Source organism: Pseudogulbenkiania sp. AW2-16, assembly GCF_056824575.1.
In genome coordinates this window covers 3302409-3322203 of record NZ_CP157668.1, presented here as the reverse complement: position 1 = coordinate 3322203, position 19795 = coordinate 3302409, and the positions used below count along the sequence as shown (strand labels likewise).

Here is a 19795-nt window from a genome sequence, read left to right as displayed (position 1 = left end):
GGCGTCCGTTTTTTTATGCGCGGGTTGAACCGCTGGGCGGCAAGCGGCGGAACGCCGCGATGTAGCAAGGGTTTCGGTCTTTACGCGAGGCGGCTGTCCGGGCACTGGCGCAGCACGCGCCGGCCCTGTTCGATGATGGTGGCGGTCAACTGCCGCGCCAGCGCGACCTCCATTTGCCAGTGGTGCCAATAGAGCGGCACGTCGAGATGCTTGCCGGGCGCTAGGTCGACCAGCCGGCCATCGCCCAGCCCCGCTTCCGCCATGCCTTCCGGGATCAGGCCGTAGGCGATGCCGGCCAGCGTGTAATCGAGAAAGCCTTGCACCGAAGGTAGGGTGAGCGCCGGGAAATCGAGCGTAAACGCCAGTTGCTGCTGCAGGAATGCCTGGTGCAAGCTGTCCTTGCGGTCGAACAGCAGCGCCGGTGCAGTGCTCAACGTGGCGTGGCAGACGCCATCGGCAAAATAACGCTGGACGAAGTGTGGCGCGGCCAGGCAGAGGTAGCGCATCGAGCCCAGGTAATGGCTTTCACCGCCCTGGATGGTCTGGCAGCGGCTGCTGACGCAGCCGCTGACGTGGCCGCCGCGCAGCAGCTCGTGGGTGTGTTCCTGATCGTCGACGCGGATGTCGAGCAGCAGGCGCGTCGCTTCCAGCGCCGGTCGTGCCGCGTCGAGAAACCAAGTGGTGAGGCTGTCGGCATTCACCGCCACCGCCAGCGTCGAGAAGCCGGCGTGGCCGTCGCCGGCCTGCAGTGTTTCCATCAGCTCCGCCTCCATCAGCGTGAGTTGGCGGAAGTGCTGGATCAGGTGGCGGCCGTGCGGCGTGGCATCGACCGGGGTGGTGCGCGTGACCACCGGCTGCCCCAGGCGTTCTTCCAGTTGCTTGATGCGCTGGGAGACAGCCGACTGGGTCAGGAACAGCGCCTTGGCGGCCTTGTCGAAGCCGCCGTTTTCGACGACGGCGGCGAGAGCCTGCAACAGCTTGGGGTCGAGCATGTATCGGGTGTCCGGTGGCCTGGCGGGTGCCGGGCAAAGTGATGTTAATGGTAGGGTCTTGGCAAATCTGCTAGGCTCTAGCCCACACGGCAAAGACCGTGACGAACTCATGAAAAAAGCATAATAAGATATACGACCTGCTTCGGCCAAGGTTGGGGAGACAGGGGAGACTATGCAGACAAGCCATGGCGACGAGCCATTGCATTCACTCAGCCGACTGCTTGGCTTTCGAGAGGAAGACGGCGAGACCTTACGACGTCATCAAGACAAGCTGTTGCTGGGCCGCGAGGTACTGGGCAAGGAGTTTTACTGGTACCTGCTGAAGAATCCGGAAACGTCGGCCTTGCTGCCGGCCATGAGCGGTGAGGGACTGGACCGTCTGATCAGCCAGCAGATGGATTACTTCGAGGGCGTGGTGTCGCAGCCGCTGAGCGGATCGCAGGCGGAAAAGGTCATCGCGCTGGGCCAGATGCACCACCGTATCGGCGTCAGCATGGTGTGGGTGGCAGGGGCGTACGAACGTTATCTGTCCCACATGCTGAGCCGGCTCAACGACGCGCACTACCCGGACGAGGTGCGGCGGCCACTGACCCGGGCCATCCGCAAGCGCATCCTGCTCGACATGCTGCTGCAGTTGCAGGGCTTTCAGCAGTCGATTTCTGCCGAAACCCAGCTGCAGCACCGCCACATGCTCGACATGTCACGCATGTACGCCACCTTGAGCGGGGTGAGCCTGGCCTTGATTCACTCGCGCAGCCGCGACGAACTGTTTCACGCCATTTGCTCCACCTGCGTGGAAAAGGGCGGGGCGACCTACGCCGGCATCAGCTGGATCGATACCGCCACCAACCACCTTGAATACAAGGTCTTCGCCGGACCGGAATCCACCGATTTCATCCATCAGTTGTCACGGGCGTTATCGCTCGACCCATCCAACCCCTACAGTCGGGGTCCGACCGGTCAGGCGGTGCTCACCATGACGCCGCAGGTGGTCAATTGCTGCGAGGCCGAGCCGATGATGGCGCCCTGGCGCGCCTTGTTCGAGCGTGAAGGCATCAAGAGCCTGCTGGCGGTGCCGCTGTTCATGGAAGGCAAGGTGGTCGGGACGCTGACGCTGCACTCGCGGCTGGCGGATTTTTTCGATCTCGACAAGGTGGCGCTGGTGCAGACCATGGCGAGCGAGATCGGCCACGCGCTGGAGCGGCTGGATGCGCTCGATCGCAGCTCGCGCGCCGAGGCGCGAATTCGCTATCTGTCGGACCACGACCCGCTGACCGGGCTGCCCAACCGCCAGAACATGCAGGCGCTGATACAGGGGCGCATCGAGCAAGGGGCGGGCGCCGAAGCGGTGGTGGTGATCGCCCTCGCCATCGACAGCTTCCACCAGATCAACGCCCGCCTGGGGCATGAAGGCGGCGACCTGGTGCTGTGCGAGGCGGCCCGGCGCATCGAGCAGTGCCTGGGCGATACCGGGCGCGTCGGTCGCGTCGGTGCCGCGCGTTTTGTCATCACCAGCGGCTACAACGACCGGCTGGAGAACCTGCTGGATCGCCTGCTGCAGGTGATGCGCGAGCCGGCAGAGTGCCTTGGTCAGTGGGTCGACGTACGTTCCAGTTGCGGGGTGGTGGTGAGCCATGCGGACAGCGACGCGGCGACGCTGTTGCGGCGTGCCGAAGTCGCGCTGGCCCGCGCCAAGGAGTCGGGGGGCAACCAGTACCGCCACTACGACCAGCGCATGGACGAGGAAATCCATCGCATCCACAGCTTGCGCGCCGCGTTTGCCGAGGCCCTGGCGAACAATGCGCTGGAGCTGTTTTACCAGCCCAAGATCGATCTGCGCAGCGAGGTTTTGCAAGGCGTGGAGGCGTTGGTGCGCTGGAAGCGGCAGGATCAGTTCGTGTCGCCCGGCGAGTTCTTCCCGGCGATCGAGCACACCGATCTCATGCGCGAGCTGGATTGGTGGGTGCTGCGTCAGAGCCTGAAGCAGATTACCGACTGGAAGGCGCGGGGCCACGTTATCAAAGTCAGCGTCAACCTGTCCGCGATGACGCTGAAGCAGGAGGGCTTCCTGCCCGGCATCGAGTTGCTGCTGGCGAGCTACCCTGACGCAGCCGGCCTGCTCGAGCTGGAAGTGCTGGAGAGCGTGTCGCAAAAGGAAGCGGAGCAGGTGGTGCACAAGCTGGAGCGCTGCCGCCGGCTCGGCATCTCGATTGCGCTGGATGACTTCGGCACCGGAGCGTCATCGTTGGTGCACCTGCAGCAGTTGCCGTTTGACACCATCAAGATGGATCAGAGCTTTGTGCGGGTGCTGCTGGAGGCGCCGGGCAACGAGGCGATCATCCACAGCATGGTGGCCTTTGCCCGCTACACGGGGCGCAAACTGGTGGTGGAGGGGGTTGAGAGCAAGGCCATTTGGCTCCGGCTGCTTGAACTGGGCTGTACTGTGGGGCAGGGCTACGCGATTTCTCGGCCGGTGCCGGCCGAGGTGCTGATCGAATGGGCCTTGCAACAGCAGGCCGGTGCGAATATTAATATTTCTTATACAGCATAATATTTAGTAGTTTTATTTATTTTTGGCGCGGGGCTAAGCTGTCGGCAACTTTCGAATTCCGGAGCTTGCCATGTTCAACACACAGGTTGCCCTCGCCGCCTTCTCCCTGTCGCTCAGCCAGATCGTCGGCATCGGCCCGCAGAACGCCTTCGTCATTCGCCAGGGCATTGGCCATAGCCATGTCTTGCCGATCGTCCTGATCTGCATCGTCTGCGACCTGTTGTTGATCGCGGCCGGGGTGTTCGGCATGGGCAGCATGGTGCTGTCGATTCCCGGTTTCCTGCCTCTGGTGACCTGGACCGGAGCGGCGTTCATCCTGTGGCTCGGCATCAAGGCGTTCCGCTCGGCCTGCAAACCCGCCACCTTGCGCACGGAAGGGGGCAGCGTGCGCAACCGCGACGAGGTGATCCGTACGCTGCTGGCGGTGACGCTGCTCAACCCCTATGTCTGGCTCGACACCGTGATCCTGATCGGCAGCTTGTCGGCGGCGTACGGCACGGAAGCGCGGCTGTCGTTCCTGGCGGGCAGTTCCACGGCGTCGGTACTGTGGTTCGTGGCCATCGGCGTGTTCAGCATGAAACTGGCGCCGCTGTTCCGGCAGGAACGCAGCTGGCGTGTGCTGGATGTGATGGTGGGGGTCTTGATGGTGATGACGGCGGCCTCGCTGATCCAGCAGCACGGCTTGCAATATTTGTAATGCGAGTTGGGATGGCGTGGCGACTTTGACGTGGTGCGTTACCCGTGGAGGGGTTTTGTCTGCCGGGTCGGTGCCATGAGCCCGCCGGAGGTGCCGCGATCCCGTCATGAAAATGCTTCGGCCAACCTGTAGAGGTTGGCCGAAGCATTTTGGCGTGGGTCAGATCGGGTTGTTGACCAGATCGTCGTGCGTCAGCAGGAAGACGAAACCGTCACCGCCGCTGGTTTCCATCCACATGAACGGCAGCTGCGGGAAGGCCGCCTCCAGCACGTCGCGATTGTGGCCGATTTCCACCAGCAGCACGCCGTGTTCGGTGAGGAATTCCGGTGCGCGGCGCAGGATCTCGCGCGTGGCGTCCAGTCCGTCACGACCCGAGCCCAGCGCCAGTTCCGGCTCGTGCAGGTATTCGGCCGGCAAGTCGTCGACCGACTCCTCGTCCACGTAGGGCGGATTGGAGATGATGAGGTCGTATTTCTCTTCCAGACCCTGGAACAGGTCGGTGTGGACCAGCTGGATGCGGTCTTCCAGGCCGTAGCGCTGCACGTTGATCGAGGCCACTTCCAGCGCATCGAGCGAGATGTCGACGGCGTCGATCTCGGCATCGGGGTAATGATGCGCCATCTGGATCGCCAGACAGCCCGACCCGGTGCAGAGGTCGAGGGCGCGGTGCACCAGTTCCGGATGCTCGATCCACGGCGCAAGCGGTTCGCCCAGGAGTTCGAAGATGAACGAGCGCGGCACGATCACGCGTTCGTCGACGTAGAAGCTGAACTCGCCCTGCCAGGCCTCGTGGGTGAGGTAGGCGGCCGGGATGCGCTCTTCGGCGCGGCGCTCGATGATGTCGATCACGTCCTGGATTTCGGTCGGCAGCAGCTTGGCGTCGAGGAACGGCTCCAGGCGATCGAGCGGCAACTTGAGCGTGGCCAGCACCAGGTAGGCCGCCTCGTCGTAAGCGTTGTCGGTGCCGTGGCCGTAGCTCAGTCCGGCGTCGGTGAAACGGGAAACGGCGAAGCGCAGCAGGTCACGCACCGTGGTCATGACGGTAGCAGCTTGGGCGTACATTGCGGGTCCTTTCAATGGGAAGGGGACAGGCAGCGGCGGCCACCTGTCCCCAGAATGGGAATGTCCGTTACGGCGACTCAGAACGGCAGCGGGGCCGACGTCGCCTGGCTCAGTATCTGGCGGAAGTCGTGCTGGATACGTTCCAGCGCCGCCTCGTTATCGGCCTCGAAGCGCAGCACAATCACCGGCGTGGTGTTGGAGGCGCGCATCAGGCCAAAACCGTCGGCGTATTCCACGCGCAGGCCGTCGATGGTGATGACCGATTCGGCGTTGTCGAAGCGCGCGGTCTGCTGCAGCTTTTCGATCAGCGCGTGGTTCTCGCCCTCGCGCTCCATCTTCAGGTTGAGTTCCGGCGTGGACACGGCATTCGGCAGCGCGTTGAGCAGCGCGTTGGGGTCCTCGACGCGCGACAGTACTTCCAGCAGGCGGGCTCCGGTATACATGCCGTCGTCGAAACCGTACCAGCGTTCCTTGAAGAACACGTGGCCGCTCATCTCGCCCGCCAGCAGCGCGCCGGTTTCCTTGATCTTGGCCTTGATGAAACTGTGGCCGGTGCGTGCCATGACCGGTTCACCGCCGTTGTCGCGAATCCACGGCCCGAGCAGCCGGGTGGACTTGACGTCGTAGATGACCTTGGCGCCCGGGTTGCGCTCCAGCACGTCGGCGGCGTACAGCATCAGCTGGCGGTCGGGCCAGATGATATTGCCTTCCTTGGTGACCACGCCCAGGCGGTCGCCGTCACCGTCGAAGGCGAGGCCGATTTCGGCATCGGTCTTGGCCAGCGCGTCGATCACGTCCTGCAGGTTCTCCGGCTTGGCCGGATCGGGGTGATGATTGGGGAAGGTGCCGTCGACGTCGCAGAACAGCTGACGCACGCGGCAGCCCAGGCGGCGGTACAGTACCGGGGCGAAGGCGCCCGGGACGCCGTTGCCGCAATCGACCACGATGCTCAGCGGGCGCTCCAGCTTGATGTCGCTGGTGATGCGGTCGAGATAGGCATCGACGATGTCGTGCGTGCGGTACTGGCCGTCACCTTCGGTGAAATCCTTGTCCAGAATGCGCTGGTACAGCGCCTGGATGTCCGGTCCAGAGAGGGTGTCGCCGGCCAGCATCATCTTGAAGCCGTTGTAATCCGGCGGGTTATGGCTGCCGGTGACCATGACGGCGGACAGCGTGCCCAGCTCGTAGGCGGCAAAATACACCATCGGGGTGGCGACGCGGCCGACGTCGATGACGTCGATGCCGGCGGTGACGATGCCTTCGGCCAACGCCTCGCACAGTTCCGGCCCGGACAGGCGGCCGTCACGGCCGACCACGATGGCCTTGACGTTGCGGGCGCGGGCTTCGGAGCCGATGGCGCGGCCGATCTGGTAGGCAGTCTTGTCGGTCAGGGTCTGGCCGACGATGCCGCGGATGTCGTAAGCCTTGAAAATGTCTTTGGACAGTGCGCTCATGAGCTTGTCTTGTTCCCGGGGATGCAAAAAATGATGAGGCGACCGGTAGACCGGTCGCCTGGGGTTCAGGCTGTGAACGACTGGCTGAGTTGCACCAGTTGCTCGAGCTTGGTGCGGGCGGCGCCGCTGTCGATCATTTCACGCGCCTTGGCAATGCCGGCGGCCAGCGTGTCGGTGACGTTGGCGGTGTAGATGGCGGCGCCGGCGTTGAGCAGCACGATGTCTCGGGCCGGGCCGGATTGGCCGGTGAGCACCGCCAGCAGGATGTTTTTGGACGCCTCCGCCGATTCGGCGCGCAGTTGGTTGAGCTCGCACAGCTCCAGGCCGAAATCGCGCGGGTCGAGCCGGTATTCGCTGATTTCGCCATCTTTCAGTTCCGCCACCATGCTGGGGCCGGATAGGGTGAGTTCGTCCAGCCCGTCGCAGCCGTGCACGATCATGACGTGGCGGCTGCCGAGCTGTTTCAGCACGCGCGCCTGAATGCCGACCAGGTCGGGGTGGAACACGCCCATCAGCTGGTTGTCGGCACCCGCCGGGTTGGTCAGCGGACCGAGGATATTGAAGATGGTGCGCACCCCCAGCTCCTTGCGCACCGGTGCTACGTATTTCATCGCGCTGTGGTGGTTGGGGGCGAACATGAAGCCGACGCCGATCTCGTCGATGCAACGGCCTACCTGCTCGGCAGAGAGCGCCAGGTTCACGCCCAGCGCTTCCAGCACGTCGGCACTGCCGGAGCTCGACGACACCGAGCGGCCGCCGTGCTTGGCCACGCGCGCGCCTGCGGCAGCGGCGACGAAAGCCGACGTGGTGGAGATGTTGAAGGTGTGCGATTTGTCGCCGCCGGTGCCGCAGGTGTCGACCAGGTGCTCGCGCTGGGTGACCGGGACGTGGGTGGCGAATTCGCGCATCACGGTGGCGGCGGCGGCGATTTCCAGCACGCTTTCCACCTTGACGCGCAGGCCGACCAGAATGGCCGCCAGCTGCGCCGGCGACACTTCGCCGCGCATGATCTGGCGCATCAGATCGAGCATCTCATCGTAGAACAGTTCGTTGCCGTCGATCAGACGGTTCAGCGCGGCCTGCGGCGTAATCATCACGCAAACTCCTTGAGGAAGTTGTCGAGCATCTGATGGCCATGCTGGGTCAGGATCGATTCCGGGTGGAACTGCACGCCCTCGATCGGCAGTGTCTTGTGGCGTACGCCCATGATTTCGCCATCGTCGGTCCAGGCCGTGATCTCCAGGCACTCCGGTAAGGTTTCGCGCTCGATCACCAGCGAGTGGTAGCGGGTGCAGGTGACCGGGTTGGGCAGGTCGCGGAACATGCCGATGTCGTGATGCGAAACCGGCGACACCTTGCCGTGCATCAGCTGCTTGGCGTGAATGATCTTGCCGCCGAAGGCCTGGCCGATGCTCTGGTGCCCTAGGCAGACGCCGAGAATCGGCAGCTTGCCGGCAAAATGCTTGATGGCGGGAACCGAGATGCCGGCTTCGTTCGGCGTGCAGGGGCCAGGGGAAACCACCAGATACTTGGGTGCCAGGGCCTCGATCTGCTCGAGCGTGATTTCGTCGTTGCGAAACACCCGCACGTCCTGTTTCAGCTCACCAAAGTACTGCACCAGGTTGTAGGTGAAGCTGTCATAGTTGTCGATCATCAGTAGCATATAATGCCTCAAAGCCTTTTGTTTGCTGAGTGGCATTGCTTGACTGCCACTTCGTTACTCACATTCTTACTCACACTGCGAATCGGTGGACTTTGGTTATGCCGCACGTTGCTTGTCATTGTCTTTCCATTCGGCCCCACTGGCAACAGCGCCGATAACCGCCTGGATGTGTGAAGCCAGCCAGCGGGTGGACTTTCCGAGGGAGGGGTGATGAGAGGGACAGGGGAATTTCTCCACCTTAGATTAAGCTGTAGATTTTGGTCTTGCCCATGGATACGCGCTCTTTGACCGCGTAGCTATTCAGCAGCTGGTCTTGCATGGTCGTCTCCCAATAGAAATGGCGGCTTTATGCCAGCCGCGGTTCTCTCACAGTACCCCCGGAATAGCCGGGTAGCGGCCACGCATCCCTTGATCGATACCTGGCAAGTGAGCTGCTCCGCCTCCGGTCGAGTGGCGATCGTACGGTTTCGATCGTCTCATCCGGGTAGTGCGCCGCCAGCTGCACGACTCGGGTATACGCCAACAGGTTCAAACCGTGGCAGAGGAAGTCGCCGTAGAGGCTTGGGAGGCCAACGTAGACTCGCGGATTGGGTTGGCACTCCTCGCAGAAGTACCGGCTGAGCAGACGGGCCAGCGCCTGGAAGGCCTCCGCGGAGGGTTGGAGAGTAATACTGGCCGCGGGGCAGTCCGTTCTCAGTACTCCGGCCATCAGCAGGCCGGCTGTCTGCCTCAGGCGGCCATCTCCACCCGCGGGATAGTACAACTCGTCAGGGTAGGGGCCGTCGTCCCCCAAGAGCTGATAGAAAGCGATCTGTGCCGCGAGACCATAGTGGGCACTGGGAGGTAATCCAGGAGTCGGGGTAGATCGAGCAGGTCCGGTACCACAAAGGTGTTGGGCTGGCCGGTCAAAGCCATCTGGTGTTTGTCCAGGACGTCGACCGGAAGCGATTCCGGAGAGAGGGGATAGCGCGAGAGCCGCACGACCGGCATGTACACCGGGGGCGCCAGTGGGCTGGCTGGGTCTGCGGACTGAGGTTGACCGTGGTCAGGGCCTCTGAGGCAGTCGGCGCCGCCTCGTGGATGGCTGCTTGGCCTACATACCTGTCGGACAGCCTACGCGAGCAACTCGACCTTATGTGGAGCTCCACATAAGGCCGATTATGTAGATCTCGCTATTATGTTGAGCTTCTGAACCATCCCGTTTCGGAAGCATGTTCACGAGGGGCCTGCGGGCAACAGGGGACGACGTACGCTCAACATAATTTTCGATGCCGCGCTACCACCAGTCGCTGCAACCTCAGCCTCAAGATGTCGATCCGGGCGAGCACCAGGCCCATCTGGCGCTGGAAACGCATGGTGAATGTACCCATGTCCGATTTGGCGGCATCGTGACGGACGGTGGATTATGTGGACCGTCATCGCGGCGCTTTCCCTGCCAAGCAAGGCATCTGATGGTTGCCACGCCTGTAACTCCACATAATCGTGGGGTCTACATAATCGGCCAAAGCGGACGATCGTTCTCCCTACTGTTGACGTCTGCTTCTGTCCATAAGAAGCCATACGCTTTCCTAGGAATGATTGTTCGACGTTCTAGGTAGCAGGCACCGACGCGCGTCGCGCAGAGAACCCAACAAGGCAGCCGTGAGGCTTCTAGTTGACAAAAACCTAGGTTAGGTCGCCTCAACCACCTCAGGTTTCGATACTGAATTCGATGGAGTCTCTGTCGTGACGCTAGCGCATCACAGTTTAGCCCCGTCCTGCAACAGGTCTGGATTGGGTGCTGGGCACACTGACAGTGTTGTCGCGGGATCAAAGCAGCCTCGATCCGGCAACACCATGAGAGTCAGCCCATACCCTGCATGCTGTACGTGGAAAGACCTGGGGCCGTGAAAATTCTTGAAAACGTGCACATCGTTCGCCGCGATCCAGAAGGTGATCAGCTCTGGATTGGCTTCAGCGAGTTGGTGACTGATATCGACATTGCCGTCAGATTTCCGAGCACAACACCATTCTGAAAAACATGGTGAGAAAATCAGGTCTGTTTCCGTACCTAAAAAGGAGTTCGCCGACCTGACACCGGACGAGCTCAGGGTGCTTGATCTGTACCGGACCCCGTTCTCGGACAGCTTCGTTTTCCATTCGATGCAGTTCCAAATATTCGATCTGCTCAAGGCAGGTCAAAATGTGGTTCTGAGTGCGCCCACGAGCATGGGCAAAAGCGCAATCGTTGACTCGCTGCTCGGCTTGGGCACTTTGAAGCGGCTCGTCTTGGTTGTGCCGACCGTGGCCCTTGCCGACGAAACTCGTCGCCGGTTGCAAGTACGGTTCGGTGCCCGATACCAGATCATTCACCACAGCTCCCAAGGGTGCCATTCCGAGCAAGCGGTCTACGTGCTAACGCAGGAGCGGGTGAACGAGCGAGACGACATCGTCGATATTGACCTTTTCGTCATTGACGAGTTTTACAAGCTGGCATTTCGGGAGCTCAAAAACGGCTCCGTGGATTACCAGGACGAGCGAGTTGTCGAGCTCAACATCGCGCTGAGCAAGCTGCTGAAGGTCTCCAAACAGTTCTACCTGACCGGGCCGTTTGTCAACAGCATTCGTGGTCTCGAAAGACTCGGGTACTCACATACCTTCGTTTCCACCGACTTCAACACGGTTGCGCTTGATGTCCAAACTTTCGGCATCAAGGCGAATGACGACAAAGCCAAGCTCAACGCGCTGGCTGAGATCGCGTGCGCATGCGTCGGCGCAACCATCATCTACTGTAAGTCGCCAACTGTTGCCGGCATGGTAGCTCGCGAGCTGATCAAGCTCGGGCATGGCACTCCGACGGTGAGTTCTCATATCGATTGGGTTAGTGAAGAATTTGATGCCAATTGGGATTACACCGTTGCACTCAAAAACGGAATCGGCCTGCATTTTGGTGCGCTGCCGAGGGCGCTGCAGCAATACACAGCCGACCAGTTCAATGCTGGGAAACTGCGCTTCCTTCTCTGCACTTCCACGATTATTGAAGGCGTCAACACCGTTGCCAAGAACGTCGTGATCTACGACAACCGCGATGGCCCTCGCAGTATCGACAAATTCACACATGGGAATATCAAAGGGCGTGCTGGACGCATGGGCGTTCACTTCGTGGGAAAAATTTTTTGCTTGGAGGAAATCCCTGAAGACAACCTCAACCAGGAGGTAGAGATTCCGCTCGGTATTCAAGATATCGATACCCCGATCAACCTCCTGGCAAGCGTTCAGCCAGACCACTTGTCCGAGTTTTCACAGGATCGCTTTGATGAGATCTTCACGAGCGATCGCGTTTCCATCGACCTCGTGAAGAAGCATTCGTACTTCCGTGTAGAGCAGTTCGAGGTGCTGCAAAGCATGGTTGAGATGATGAATGAAGCCGAATTTGCCTCGCTGGTGTTTCACTGGGCCCCCGCGACAAACTTCCTCAAGACCTTTGCAGAAATTATCGCCAGAGTGGTACCCCATACATTCAATCGCAACGGGGTCACGGTTAAACCCACAGACGTCATGGTCGCCAAGCTTGCCGGCTACCTCAACGCTTCGAGCTATTCGGAATACCTGAAAAGCCAGATTGCCTATGCAAGGCAGTGGACCCCCGAAGGGGATAACAGAGCCGACCAGGTTGGCCGTTGCCGCTTGGCTAGAGAAAGCACATTTGCGCAGTGATCAGTATCTCTTCCCTAGTCGGTTGGAGGACTCTCCACATTTATCGACTCGCCAATATGCACGGATAGTGCACATGTGGGTCGAAACTGCCGGGCTGGACTCATCCATCTACGGTACTCACTCCTTACGGCGCACCAAAGCAACATTGATCTACAAGAAGACAAAGAACCTGCGAGCGGTGCAAATTTTGCTTGGTCATACCAAGTTAGAAAGCACGGTGCGGTATCTCGGGATCGAAGTTGATGATGCTTTGGAAATTTCAGTGCAGATCGAAATTTAGGTAGTCGTTACGACCGCACTTTTCCACCAAGGTGGCGGCTATCCTGTACCGCCACCAAGCTTTTCGACCTAAGCTGACGGCTATCATCCCGTAGAAAATGGCCGTATATGGACTCCTCCCGGTTTGCACACATTTCACAGCTCTGGAGTTCGGATCGACTGCTTACGTATATCCGGCCTCTGAGTTGGGCTTAATTGCCCGGGCCATAATGGGCTATCCGCGCGCCAGATCCCTATTGCTTTGTCGTGCTGTTCGCACTTGGCCAGTTTTCGGGTTCTTCCGACGCCGGTTCGACCTGTTCGCCATCACTGCTTCATGCTGCGCAATCGTGAAGATGGGTTAAGCGTTGATCATCTCGTTGCCGAGGCCCTGTCCAACCCGAATGCTCAGGACACTGTGTCTCCTGCCTGCCCATAATCTGGGTCGTAATCCGCTTCCCGCGTCATCAGCGCCCAGGCTAGGCGTACCGTCTTGTTGGCCAAGGCGACCGCGGCAATATTATTGTTGCGACGGGCGCACAGGCTTTGAATCCAGCAACTGAGGCGATCTGTTTGTGTCGCAGCGGCGCGAACGACCGCTCGCGCCCCGTGAATGACCAAAGTGCGCAGATAGGTATTACCTCGCTTGCTGATCCCCAGTAACCGGTCTTTGCCGCCACTGCTGTGCTGAGCAGGGACCAGTCCCAGCCACGCAGCAAGATCCCGCCCCCGCTTGAAGTCCTTGGCGTTGCCAATGGCGGCCACCAGTGCAGTGGCGGTAATGGGGCCAATACCGCGTAGTTGCTGCAGCTTTCTGGCCATCGCATTTTCATTGGCTTGGCGTACCATGTCCTGATCTACGATGGCAATTTGTTCGTCCAGATACACCAGATCTTCGCGCAGACCATCCAGCAGATGACGGAAGCACGCCGAGAGGCCGTTTTCTGCATCCTCCAGGATGAGTGGTAACGCCTGACGCAATTGCTTCACGGTCACCGCGATCACGATTCCATACTCAGTCAGCAAGCCGCGAATCTGATTGACCTTGGCGGTCCGCTGGTGAATCAGTTCGGTCCGAATGCGGTGCAATGCCTGCAGATCCTGCTGCTCAATCGTTTTGATCGGTACAAAACGCATTCCCGGTCTGCTGACCGCTTCGCAAATCGCTTCTGCATCGTTGGCATCATTCTTGTTGCCCTTCAGATAAGCCTTCACAAATTGCGGGGCAATCAACTTGACCGTGTGTCCCATTGCCTGGAGCTGACGTGCCCAATGATGCGCACCGGCACAGGCTTCCATGCCGATCAGGCAGGGTTCGAGTTTCTGGAAGAACTCCAGGAGTTGATGACGACGCAGTTGCCGGCGACACACAGGGTGCTCATGAGCATCCACCCCATGAATCTGGAAAACGTTTTTGGCCAAATCGATGCCGATGCGCATAATCTTCATGGTGGACTCCTCGTTCCGTTTTGACTGGTTTGTTGACGCCTCCAGTCTGGCACGTTGATGCCGTATCAGGAGGGAGGAGTCCATCCCATTGCTTTCCGGTTGGAAGCGGCCATAAATGTATCTAGCAAACGAGGGGCGATTCACTACATGACATATGTCATGACGCATAGATTCCTACTAATTAGCGATTGCCTTCTCGCCGTCGGTCCGGAGCTCGCTCAATACTGAGCGCGCCGGACGCGGTGCACCGAGATGCAGGTAACGTAGTTCATCCATAAAAGCACTCCAAAGTGAAGGGCCGCCCTTTTCCAGCAGCTCCGCGCGCAAAGACGCTTCCTTGCTCGGATGCGTATGCCGAAGGCCCCAGGCAGCCATATGTGCGAGCAGAGGTACAAGCTGTATGGCCGCTTCCGTGAGGCTGTAGATTCCTTTCTGCTGATGATTCGGATCCGGAGATCGTGTCAGCAGGCCAGACGCGGTCAAGTGCTTCAACCGGCTTGCGAGGATGTTCGAGGCGATGCCTTCCTCGTTTTGCTCCAGCAGGGCGCCATAGCTGCGCCTGTTCCCGAACATGACATCGCGGATAACGATCAGGCTCCAGCGGTCGCCGATCTGCTCAAGCGTCAGGTTGATCGGGCAGCCCGATCGTCTTGTTTGTTGCACAGCCATTCTCCTTAAATCACCACTTGCATTATGCAAGTAGTTGAAATACTATTCAACAACTTGCACTTTGCAAGTACTTTAGAGGTCCTGGCGGATCAACAGAGGAATCGAACATGCGTGCGGCTTTCATCACGGGTTACGGAGGCAATTCCGCAGTGCGAGTGGCCAGAAAGGTGGCAACAACGACATGGCACGATGAGCTGGCATTCCGCTAACGATCATTACATATCCCCACTACACACAATGGTTAGGAAACACTATGAAGTTCTCCACTATCATTTCGCGTACCGTGCTCGCGGTATCGTTAGCATTCACTGGCGCCTTCGTTGTTGTAGCACCGGCCCAAGCTGCAGCGCCGATGCAGCACAAGCAGGTTGCAGGCTTCTATCGCACGATGATTGGCGACTATGAAGTCACCGCTCTCCATGACGGCGGCGGCAGCATTGACTCCAACCTCCTGCATGGCGATCCGGCGCTCATCCAGTCCCTCCTGGCGCGCTCCTTCCAAAACGATCCCAAAAATGTCTCGGCCACCGTCCAAGGCTTCCTCGTCAATACCGGCTCCAAGCTCGTTCTCATCGACACTGGTTCGGGCGGTCACTGGGGCCCTCCCACGCTGGGTAAGCTCGTGCAGAACCTGAAGGCCTCCGGCTACAAGCCGGAGCAGGTTGACCTGGTGCTGCTGACCCATCTTCACGGTGACCATGCTGGCGGAATCTACAAAGACGGCAAACGCGTCTTTCCGAACGCGACCGTGATGATGAAGAAGGCCGACGCCGACTTCTGGCTGTCGAAGGAAATCATGGCCAAAGCCCCGGAAGAAGCAAAGATCTTCTTCAAAATCGCACAAGATGGCGCCGCGCCTTACATGGCTGCAGGCAAATGGAAGCCGTACGAAGGCATGGACGAAATCGTCCCCGGCATCGCACCGTATGCCATTCCCGGCCACACCCCCGGTCACACTGGCTACATGATTTCCTCGAAGGGTCAGTCGCTGCTGGTCTGGGGCGACGTAGCTCATGTTGGGGCCGTCCAGATGCCACACCCGGAAATCAGCATTGTGTTCGACTCGGACAGCGAATCGGCAGTCAAAACACGTGAAGCTCTTTTGGTGAAGCTCGCTGCGGACAAGACCATGATTGCTGCAGCTCACATGCCGTTCCCTGGTCTTGGGCGTCTTCGCAAAGCTGACAACGGTGTCGGCTACGACTGGGTACCGACGACCTTCCTCAACCTGAAGTGAGGTGAGCCATGGCCTACGATTCATCTTCCGCCCGCAAGCTCCTCGAGGCGATGTTCGCCTTCAACATTGCGCATCCCGTACGCACCATCGAGACGCTCCGCGTCGGCATGGAGGCAATTTCACAAGCAAACCCGCTGGCGGCTGACCTAACCGTCGAGCCGACCGAGCTCGGTGGCGTCGCCGCGGTGGCGATTACGGCTCCCGGCGCGTCCAAAGACCGAGTCATCTACCATTTACACGGTGGTGGCTGGGTGGCTGGCTCTCCTGCCACGCATCTGGGCATGCTCGGAGAGCTGTCTAGAGCGGCAAAGTCCCAGGTCATCGTCCTGGACCACTCCTTGGCACCCGAGCACCCATTTCCGGCGTCCTACGACGAATCCATCCGCGGCTACGAAGCAGTGCGTGCGCTTGGCAAGCCGTTCGCCGTGACCGGAGACTCCAGTGGCGGTGGCATGGTTCTCAACGTTCTTGCCTACGCGTCCTCGAAGGGCCACAAGGACGCGCGAGCAGCGCTACTCATTAGCCCATGGGCAGACTTAACGTTAACGCTGCCCTCGTTAACGCAGTTGGCCGACCGCGACCCAATGGTCAACGCGAGCGCGATGCGGGAGATGGTCGAAGCTTACGCGGGCAACCACGATTTGAAGGATCCGCGCATCTCTCCCCTGTTCGCCGACATGCACGGTTTTCCTCCACTGCTCATCCATGTAGGAAGCGACGAAGTACTTCTCGACGATGCGCTTGAAATTGACCGAAAGGTGCGCGCAGCTGGCGGCGAGTCGCGCCTTGAGGTTTGGCCGGAGATGCTGCACGTCTGGCACATTCAGACAGCCTCATTGCCTCAGGCCCACGACGCGCTGCAGAGAGCCGGCGAGTTTCTCATCGAGCACCTTGAGAAATAGAAGTCGCAGACATGCGATGGGAATTCTGTAGCGACTACTGACACCAACCTAGGAGATTGCAATGACTACTGACACCAACACCCCGGGAACGGCATGGATGCAAATCGTCAAGAAGAAAGGAACGAGCGAATTCGCGAAGTCATTCACCGCTGACGCCAACCTTCAGACCTCAGCCCTTAGCAAAGCCGTGGTCGGCCCGACACTCATCGGGGCGTTCTTTACCGCGACGAGCACGATGTACGAAAACTTCGTTTTCACCGCGGAGACGGTTGACGGTGCGAAGACTTACCTTGAGTGGGATGCCATCCACGGTGGCAAGCCGGTCGCCGGCACCACCATACTCACTCGGAATGAGTCTGGCCTCATCAACAACATCAAGCTCTTCCAAAGCCCGTATCCCGTCGTTCGTGAATTCTCATCTGGCCTCAAGGAGCGACTCGAAGGAACACTCGGTCAGGACTTCTTTAGCTAAGCCGGGACAACAACCAACTTCATCGCCTCATTTAACACAACCGAGGAAACAACCATGCCAATGTTTCACGCCCACATTCCGGCTCAAAAATTCTCTAGCGAAGAGAAGCGGGCTCTGGCGGATGCCTTAAATCTCGCTCTTCATGAAGCCATGGATACGCCTATGGATGACCGTTTCGTCATCATCAGTGAGCACAAGGACGATGAGTTCTTCATCCATCCGACTTTTCCTGACTTGAAGAGATCCGACAAGCGCATGATCGTAACGGTGACGTCCGGTACCAGCAGGACAGTGGAGCAGAAACGCAAGCTCGCGGAATTGGTCACCCGATACGCCGTAGAAAAGGTTGGCGTCAGCCAGGACGATGTCACCCTGATGATGTATGCCATTCCCTTGGAGAGCATGAGCTTCGGTGGTGGAAAGCTGGTCTCTGACATCGACCTTTCTATGCCTTGGGTAAACAAGTAAGAAAGACGACGCTGCCCTGCTCTTGTAAACGGGGCATCGAAATTGACCTTGAATCGGATGTCTCGCTCGTTTCTCAGGCGTGGGGCTAATGTGGCTCCGATCCGACACCATTCTCTGGACAAGTATCGGGATGAATACAGTCACTACCCCGGCTCTGGCGCTGCGGACGTGCACCGAGCCGGAGGCGTTGGAGGCTGCACCCCTTGCGCTCCTCCCAAAAGGGTAAAGCTATGACCGACTGGCATTTCTACGAACCGACGCAGGGGCATTCCCTGCGTCACGATCCGCTCAACGCCATCGTTGCTCCGCGACCGATCGGCTGGATCAGCACAGTCGCTAACGACGGCGTGCGCAACCTTGCGCCCTACAGCTTCTTCAACCTGTTCAGCTACAAGCCGCCGATCATCGGTTTTTGCTCGCTTGGTGCAAAGGATTCGCTGGCCAACGCGCGTGACACCGGCGAGTTCGTATGGAATCTGGCGACGCGAGAGCTCGCCGAGGCGATGAACGCCACCGCGGCGATGGCGCCAGCGCACATCGATGAGTTCGAGTTGGCCAAGCTGGAGACGCTGCCCTCTACCAAGGTGCGGCCATCGCGCGTTGCGACTAGCCCGGTGCAATTCGAGTGCGTGGTCACCCAGATCGTGCAGCTTGAGGCGCAGGGCGGCGCGGCGCTCCCGGCGTGGCTGGTGTTGGGCCAAGCAGTAGCGATCCACATTGACCGGCAGCTGATCAAGGACGGCGTGTACCAGACTGCGCAGGCACGCCCGATCCTGCGTGGAGGTGGGCCGGCCGACTACTTCGAAATCGGCGCGGGGCAGCTCTTCACGCTTGAGCGACCGGGTAATTGACTTGGCGTCGAGCGACCGGAGCAAAAGGGTGGAAGGCACGAGCTGTCGCTACGCATGGGGGGGCCTTATGGGGCTTCCTCTATGCATACGACACAGGCTACGCCTGAATCGCCCCTGATTTACTAGTCGCCTAGGTGGCTGCTTTCGTATCGGAAAGCAGCCACTCGTTATAGAAGCAGCGAACGTCTGCTACGGCCGACAAGCCGAAGATCACGAGAGTTGGGGTGCGGCAGCTCCACCTCAGATAGCTGTCGTCGCCGTTGAGGGTGACGGGAGAGTTGGCCTGCAGATGGCGCAGGGTTTCTTGCGCCACCGTCCGTAGTGCCTGCGCGTCATGGTGGCGCTCAGGGCGGGCAGTTGCGCCTTGGACGGGACGAGCGGCGCGGTATTGCGATACAGGGCATAACCCCGTTCGGCCTTGCTTTGCGGATCGGGTATCAATGGAAGGGGACCGGTCGGCTTCAACGCCAAGTCGAACAGGACCTGCACCTAGCCCTGTTTCAGCTCGATCTCGACCTCGTTAACCTTCACGATCTGCTCACGTCCCTCAATCGTGCCTTGCTCGTCCAGAACCGTCCAGCGGCTGCGCTTGATGGTGATGTTGAACAGTGGCGCCAGCGCCGGCGCGATGGTGTCCTTGGTCAGGAAGTGGCGGACTTTGCGGTCCGTGATTTGGGGGCGCTCCAGCCTCTGACGGCCACCTCCAGCTCCGGGCGCTGATACATGAGTATTCGCATGAATACAGACACACGTTCGCATCTCAATGCCGACATTCAGTTGCATTCCAAAACCGACAGGCGTCCTGCAGATTCCGAGGGCGCAGCATGTGTTGGAAGCTGCTGGCGAGATGCCCTACAGACGTCCTGTAGGCGTCCCACAGGCGTCCTGCAGATTTTGAGGGTGCAGCATGTGTTGGAAGCTGCTGGCGAGATGTCCTACAGACGTCCTGTAGGCGTCCTACAGGCGTCCTGCAAATTCTGAGGGTGTAGCATGTGTGGGAAGCTGCTGGCGAAATGTCCTACAGACGTCCTGCGGTTTCCGAGGCGCGTGGCATGCGTGGGGGGACGAGATGTCTTGTGGGCGTTCTGGTGCCCCATCGGGTGTCCACCGATCCTGTCGGCCCTTAGAGCCGCGGGGAGTAGTGGTGACTGGGATGTCCTGCGTATCTGGGGTCCCAGAGCGGGTGCCTTGAAATGCCATCGTAAGGAGAGGAATACTGTAATGCCCTGCCGGCGTGGGTTTGCGGGGGTGTCTGCAGTGGATTGGCAGGGGTAAACTTAAATTCCGACCAACGATAGTGTGAGGTTTAGCGGTTGTGGGCACAAGAGGCAAATCCACAGAATGAGAGACCTTCCGCCGCGGGCTCCGGCTGCT

17 protein-coding genes and 1 pseudogene are annotated in these 19795 nt (G+C 59.7%); 10 read left to right on the top strand and 8 right to left on the bottom strand.

Annotated elements, in window-relative coordinates:
- Positions 1 to 80 precede the first annotated feature (80 nt).
- Complete coding sequence (locus ABKF58_RS16190) at positions 81 to 992, bottom strand: LysR family transcriptional regulator ArgP (protein ID WP_482581987.1); 912 nt, start codon at positions 990 to 992, stop codon at positions 81 to 83.
- Between the two features lie 172 nt (positions 993 to 1164).
- Here ABKF58_RS16190 and ABKF58_RS16185 point away from each other — a divergent pair, with 172 nt between their 5' ends.
- Together ABKF58_RS16185 and ABKF58_RS16180 are read left to right on the top strand one after the other, a co-directional pair.
- A complete protein-coding gene (locus tag ABKF58_RS16185; RefSeq protein WP_482581985.1) occupies positions 1165 to 3543 on the top strand; it encodes an EAL domain-containing protein in 2379 nt (792 codons plus the stop codon).
- A 70-nt stretch (positions 3544 to 3613) separates the two neighbouring features.
- On the top strand, positions 3614 to 4240 hold the full coding sequence (locus ABKF58_RS16180) for a LysE/ArgO family amino acid transporter (RefSeq protein WP_008954090.1): 627 nt from the start codon (positions 3614 to 3616) through the stop codon (positions 4238 to 4240).
- 159 nt (positions 4241 to 4399) lie between these two features.
- On the opposite strand, the gene prmB is transcribed toward ABKF58_RS16180, so the two are convergent.
- From prmB to ABKF58_RS16160, 4 genes are all read right to left on the bottom strand, one after another.
- A complete protein-coding gene (prmB, locus tag ABKF58_RS16175; protein ID WP_482581982.1) occupies positions 4400 to 5302 on the bottom strand; it encodes a 50S ribosomal protein L3 N(5)-glutamine methyltransferase in 903 nt (300 codons plus the stop codon).
- A gap of 77 nt (positions 5303 to 5379) precedes the next feature.
- Positions 5380 to 6756, bottom strand: a complete 1377-nt coding sequence (locus ABKF58_RS16170; protein ID WP_482581980.1) for a phosphomannomutase/phosphoglucomutase — start codon at positions 6754 to 6756, stop codon at positions 5380 to 5382.
- 65 nt (positions 6757 to 6821) lie between these two features.
- Entirely contained in the window at positions 6822 to 7850 is a 1029-nt protein-coding gene (trpD, locus tag ABKF58_RS16165) for an anthranilate phosphoribosyltransferase (protein WP_482581978.1), read from the bottom strand.
- On the bottom strand, positions 7850 to 8419 hold the full coding sequence (locus ABKF58_RS16160) for an aminodeoxychorismate/anthranilate synthase component II (RefSeq protein WP_294865350.1): 570 nt from the start codon (positions 8417 to 8419) through the stop codon (positions 7850 to 7852). The genes trpD and ABKF58_RS16160 overlap by 1 nt, the downstream gene beginning before the upstream one ends.
- A gap of 1817 nt (positions 8420 to 10236) precedes the next feature.
- Here ABKF58_RS16160 and ABKF58_RS16155 point away from each other — a divergent pair.
- The 3 genes and pseudogenes from ABKF58_RS16155 to ABKF58_RS16145 all read left to right on the top strand — a co-directional run.
- Positions 10237 to 10416 (top strand): annotated as a pseudogene (locus ABKF58_RS16155) (hypothetical protein); the annotation flags it as partial.
- A 94-nt stretch (positions 10417 to 10510) separates the two neighbouring features.
- On the top strand, positions 10511 to 12115 hold the full coding sequence (locus ABKF58_RS16150; protein ID WP_482581975.1) for a DEAD/DEAH box helicase: 1605 nt from the start codon (positions 10511 to 10513) through the stop codon (positions 12113 to 12115).
- Positions 12027 to 12395 carry a tyrosine-type recombinase/integrase gene (locus ABKF58_RS16145; RefSeq protein ID WP_482581973.1) on the top strand — a complete coding sequence of 123 codons (369 nt, stop codon included), beginning with the start codon at positions 12027 to 12029 and terminating at the stop codon, positions 12393 to 12395. The genes ABKF58_RS16150 and ABKF58_RS16145 overlap by 89 nt, the downstream gene beginning before the upstream one ends.
- 386 nt (positions 12396 to 12781) lie before the next feature.
- Here the strand turns inward: ABKF58_RS16145 and ABKF58_RS16140 are convergent, their stop codons facing one another.
- Both ABKF58_RS16140 and ABKF58_RS16135 read right to left on the bottom strand, forming a co-directional pair.
- Positions 12782 to 13822 carry an IS110 family RNA-guided transposase gene (locus ABKF58_RS16140; RefSeq protein WP_482581311.1) on the bottom strand — a complete coding sequence of 347 codons (1041 nt, stop codon included), beginning with the start codon at positions 13820 to 13822 and terminating at the stop codon, positions 12782 to 12784.
- 177 nt (positions 13823 to 13999) lie between these two features.
- Entirely contained in the window at positions 14000 to 14485 is a 486-nt protein-coding gene (locus ABKF58_RS16135) for a winged helix-turn-helix transcriptional regulator (protein ID WP_482581971.1), read from the bottom strand.
- Between the two features lie 259 nt (positions 14486 to 14744).
- Here ABKF58_RS16135 and ABKF58_RS16130 point away from each other — a divergent pair, with 259 nt between their 5' ends.
- The 5 genes from ABKF58_RS16130 (at position 14745) to ABKF58_RS16110 (ending at position 18421) form a co-directional block, all read left to right on the top strand.
- The gene (locus tag ABKF58_RS16130; protein ID WP_482581969.1) at positions 14745 to 15728 is read left to right on the top strand and encodes an MBL fold metallo-hydrolase; all 984 of its coding nucleotides are present in this window, start codon (positions 14745 to 14747) and stop codon (positions 15726 to 15728) included.
- 8 nt (positions 15729 to 15736) lie between these two features.
- On the top strand, positions 15737 to 16630 hold the full coding sequence (locus tag ABKF58_RS16125; RefSeq protein ID WP_482581967.1) for an alpha/beta hydrolase: 894 nt from the start codon (positions 15737 to 15739) through the stop codon (positions 16628 to 16630).
- Positions 16631 to 16691: 61 nt separating this feature from the next.
- Entirely contained in the window at positions 16692 to 17102 is a 411-nt protein-coding gene (locus ABKF58_RS16120; protein ID WP_482581965.1) for a hypothetical protein, read from the top strand.
- A 54-nt stretch (positions 17103 to 17156) separates the two neighbouring features.
- Positions 17157 to 17570, top strand: a complete 414-nt coding sequence (locus ABKF58_RS16115; RefSeq protein WP_482581963.1) for a tautomerase family protein — start codon at positions 17157 to 17159, stop codon at positions 17568 to 17570.
- Positions 17571 to 17800: 230 nt separating this feature from the next.
- On the top strand, positions 17801 to 18421 hold the full coding sequence (locus tag ABKF58_RS16110) for a flavin reductase family protein (protein ID WP_482581961.1): 621 nt from the start codon (positions 17801 to 17803) through the stop codon (positions 18419 to 18421).
- A gap of 489 nt (positions 18422 to 18910) precedes the next feature.
- Here the strand turns inward: ABKF58_RS16110 and ABKF58_RS16105 are convergent, their stop codons facing one another.
- On the bottom strand, positions 18911 to 19204 hold the full coding sequence (locus tag ABKF58_RS16105) for a hypothetical protein (RefSeq protein WP_482581960.1): 294 nt from the start codon (positions 19202 to 19204) through the stop codon (positions 18911 to 18913).
- Positions 19205 to 19795 lie beyond the last annotated feature (591 nt).

Excerpts from the sequence above, each read along its gene's own strand:
- ABKF58_RS16130 (WP_482581969.1), top strand. The coding sequence starts at position 14,745 with ATGAAGTTCTCCACTATCATTTCGCGTACCGTGCTCGCGGTATCGTTA.
- ABKF58_RS16120 (WP_482581965.1), top strand. The coding sequence starts at position 16,692 with ATGACTACTGACACCAACACCCCGGGAACGGCATGGATGCAAATCGTC.
- ABKF58_RS16190 (WP_482581987.1), bottom strand. The coding sequence starts at position 992 with ATGCTCGACCCCAAGCTGTTGCAGGCTCTCGCCGCCGTCGTCGAAAAC.
- trpD (WP_482581978.1), bottom strand. The coding sequence starts at position 7,850 with ATGATTACGCCGCAGGCCGCGCTGAACCGTCTGATCGACGGCAACGAA.
- ABKF58_RS16160 (WP_294865350.1), bottom strand. The coding sequence starts at position 8,419 with ATGCTACTGATGATCGACAACTATGACAGCTTCACCTACAACCTGGTG.
- ABKF58_RS16105 (WP_482581960.1), bottom strand. The coding sequence starts at position 19,204 with ATGCAACTGAATGTCGGCATTGAGATGCGAACGTGTGTCTGTATTCAT.
- ABKF58_RS16185 (WP_482581985.1), top strand. The coding sequence starts at position 1,165 with ATGCAGACAAGCCATGGCGACGAGCCATTGCATTCACTCAGCCGACTG.
- ABKF58_RS16170 (WP_482581980.1), bottom strand. The coding sequence starts at position 6,756 with ATGAGCGCACTGTCCAAAGACATTTTCAAGGCTTACGACATCCGCGGC.
- ABKF58_RS16145 (WP_482581973.1), top strand. The coding sequence starts at position 12,027 with ATGCAAGGCAGTGGACCCCCGAAGGGGATAACAGAGCCGACCAGGTTG.
- ABKF58_RS16125 (WP_482581967.1), top strand. The coding sequence starts at position 15,737 with ATGGCCTACGATTCATCTTCCGCCCGCAAGCTCCTCGAGGCGATGTTC.
- ABKF58_RS16115 (WP_482581963.1), top strand. The coding sequence starts at position 17,157 with ATGCCAATGTTTCACGCCCACATTCCGGCTCAAAAATTCTCTAGCGAA.
- ABKF58_RS16140 (WP_482581311.1), bottom strand. The coding sequence starts at position 13,822 with ATGAAGATTATGCGCATCGGCATCGATTTGGCCAAAAACGTTTTCCAG.
- ABKF58_RS16180 (WP_008954090.1), top strand. The coding sequence starts at position 3,614 with ATGTTCAACACACAGGTTGCCCTCGCCGCCTTCTCCCTGTCGCTCAGC.
- ABKF58_RS16110 (WP_482581961.1), top strand. The coding sequence starts at position 17,801 with ATGACCGACTGGCATTTCTACGAACCGACGCAGGGGCATTCCCTGCGT.
- prmB (WP_482581982.1), bottom strand. The coding sequence starts at position 5,302 with ATGTACGCCCAAGCTGCTACCGTCATGACCACGGTGCGTGACCTGCTG.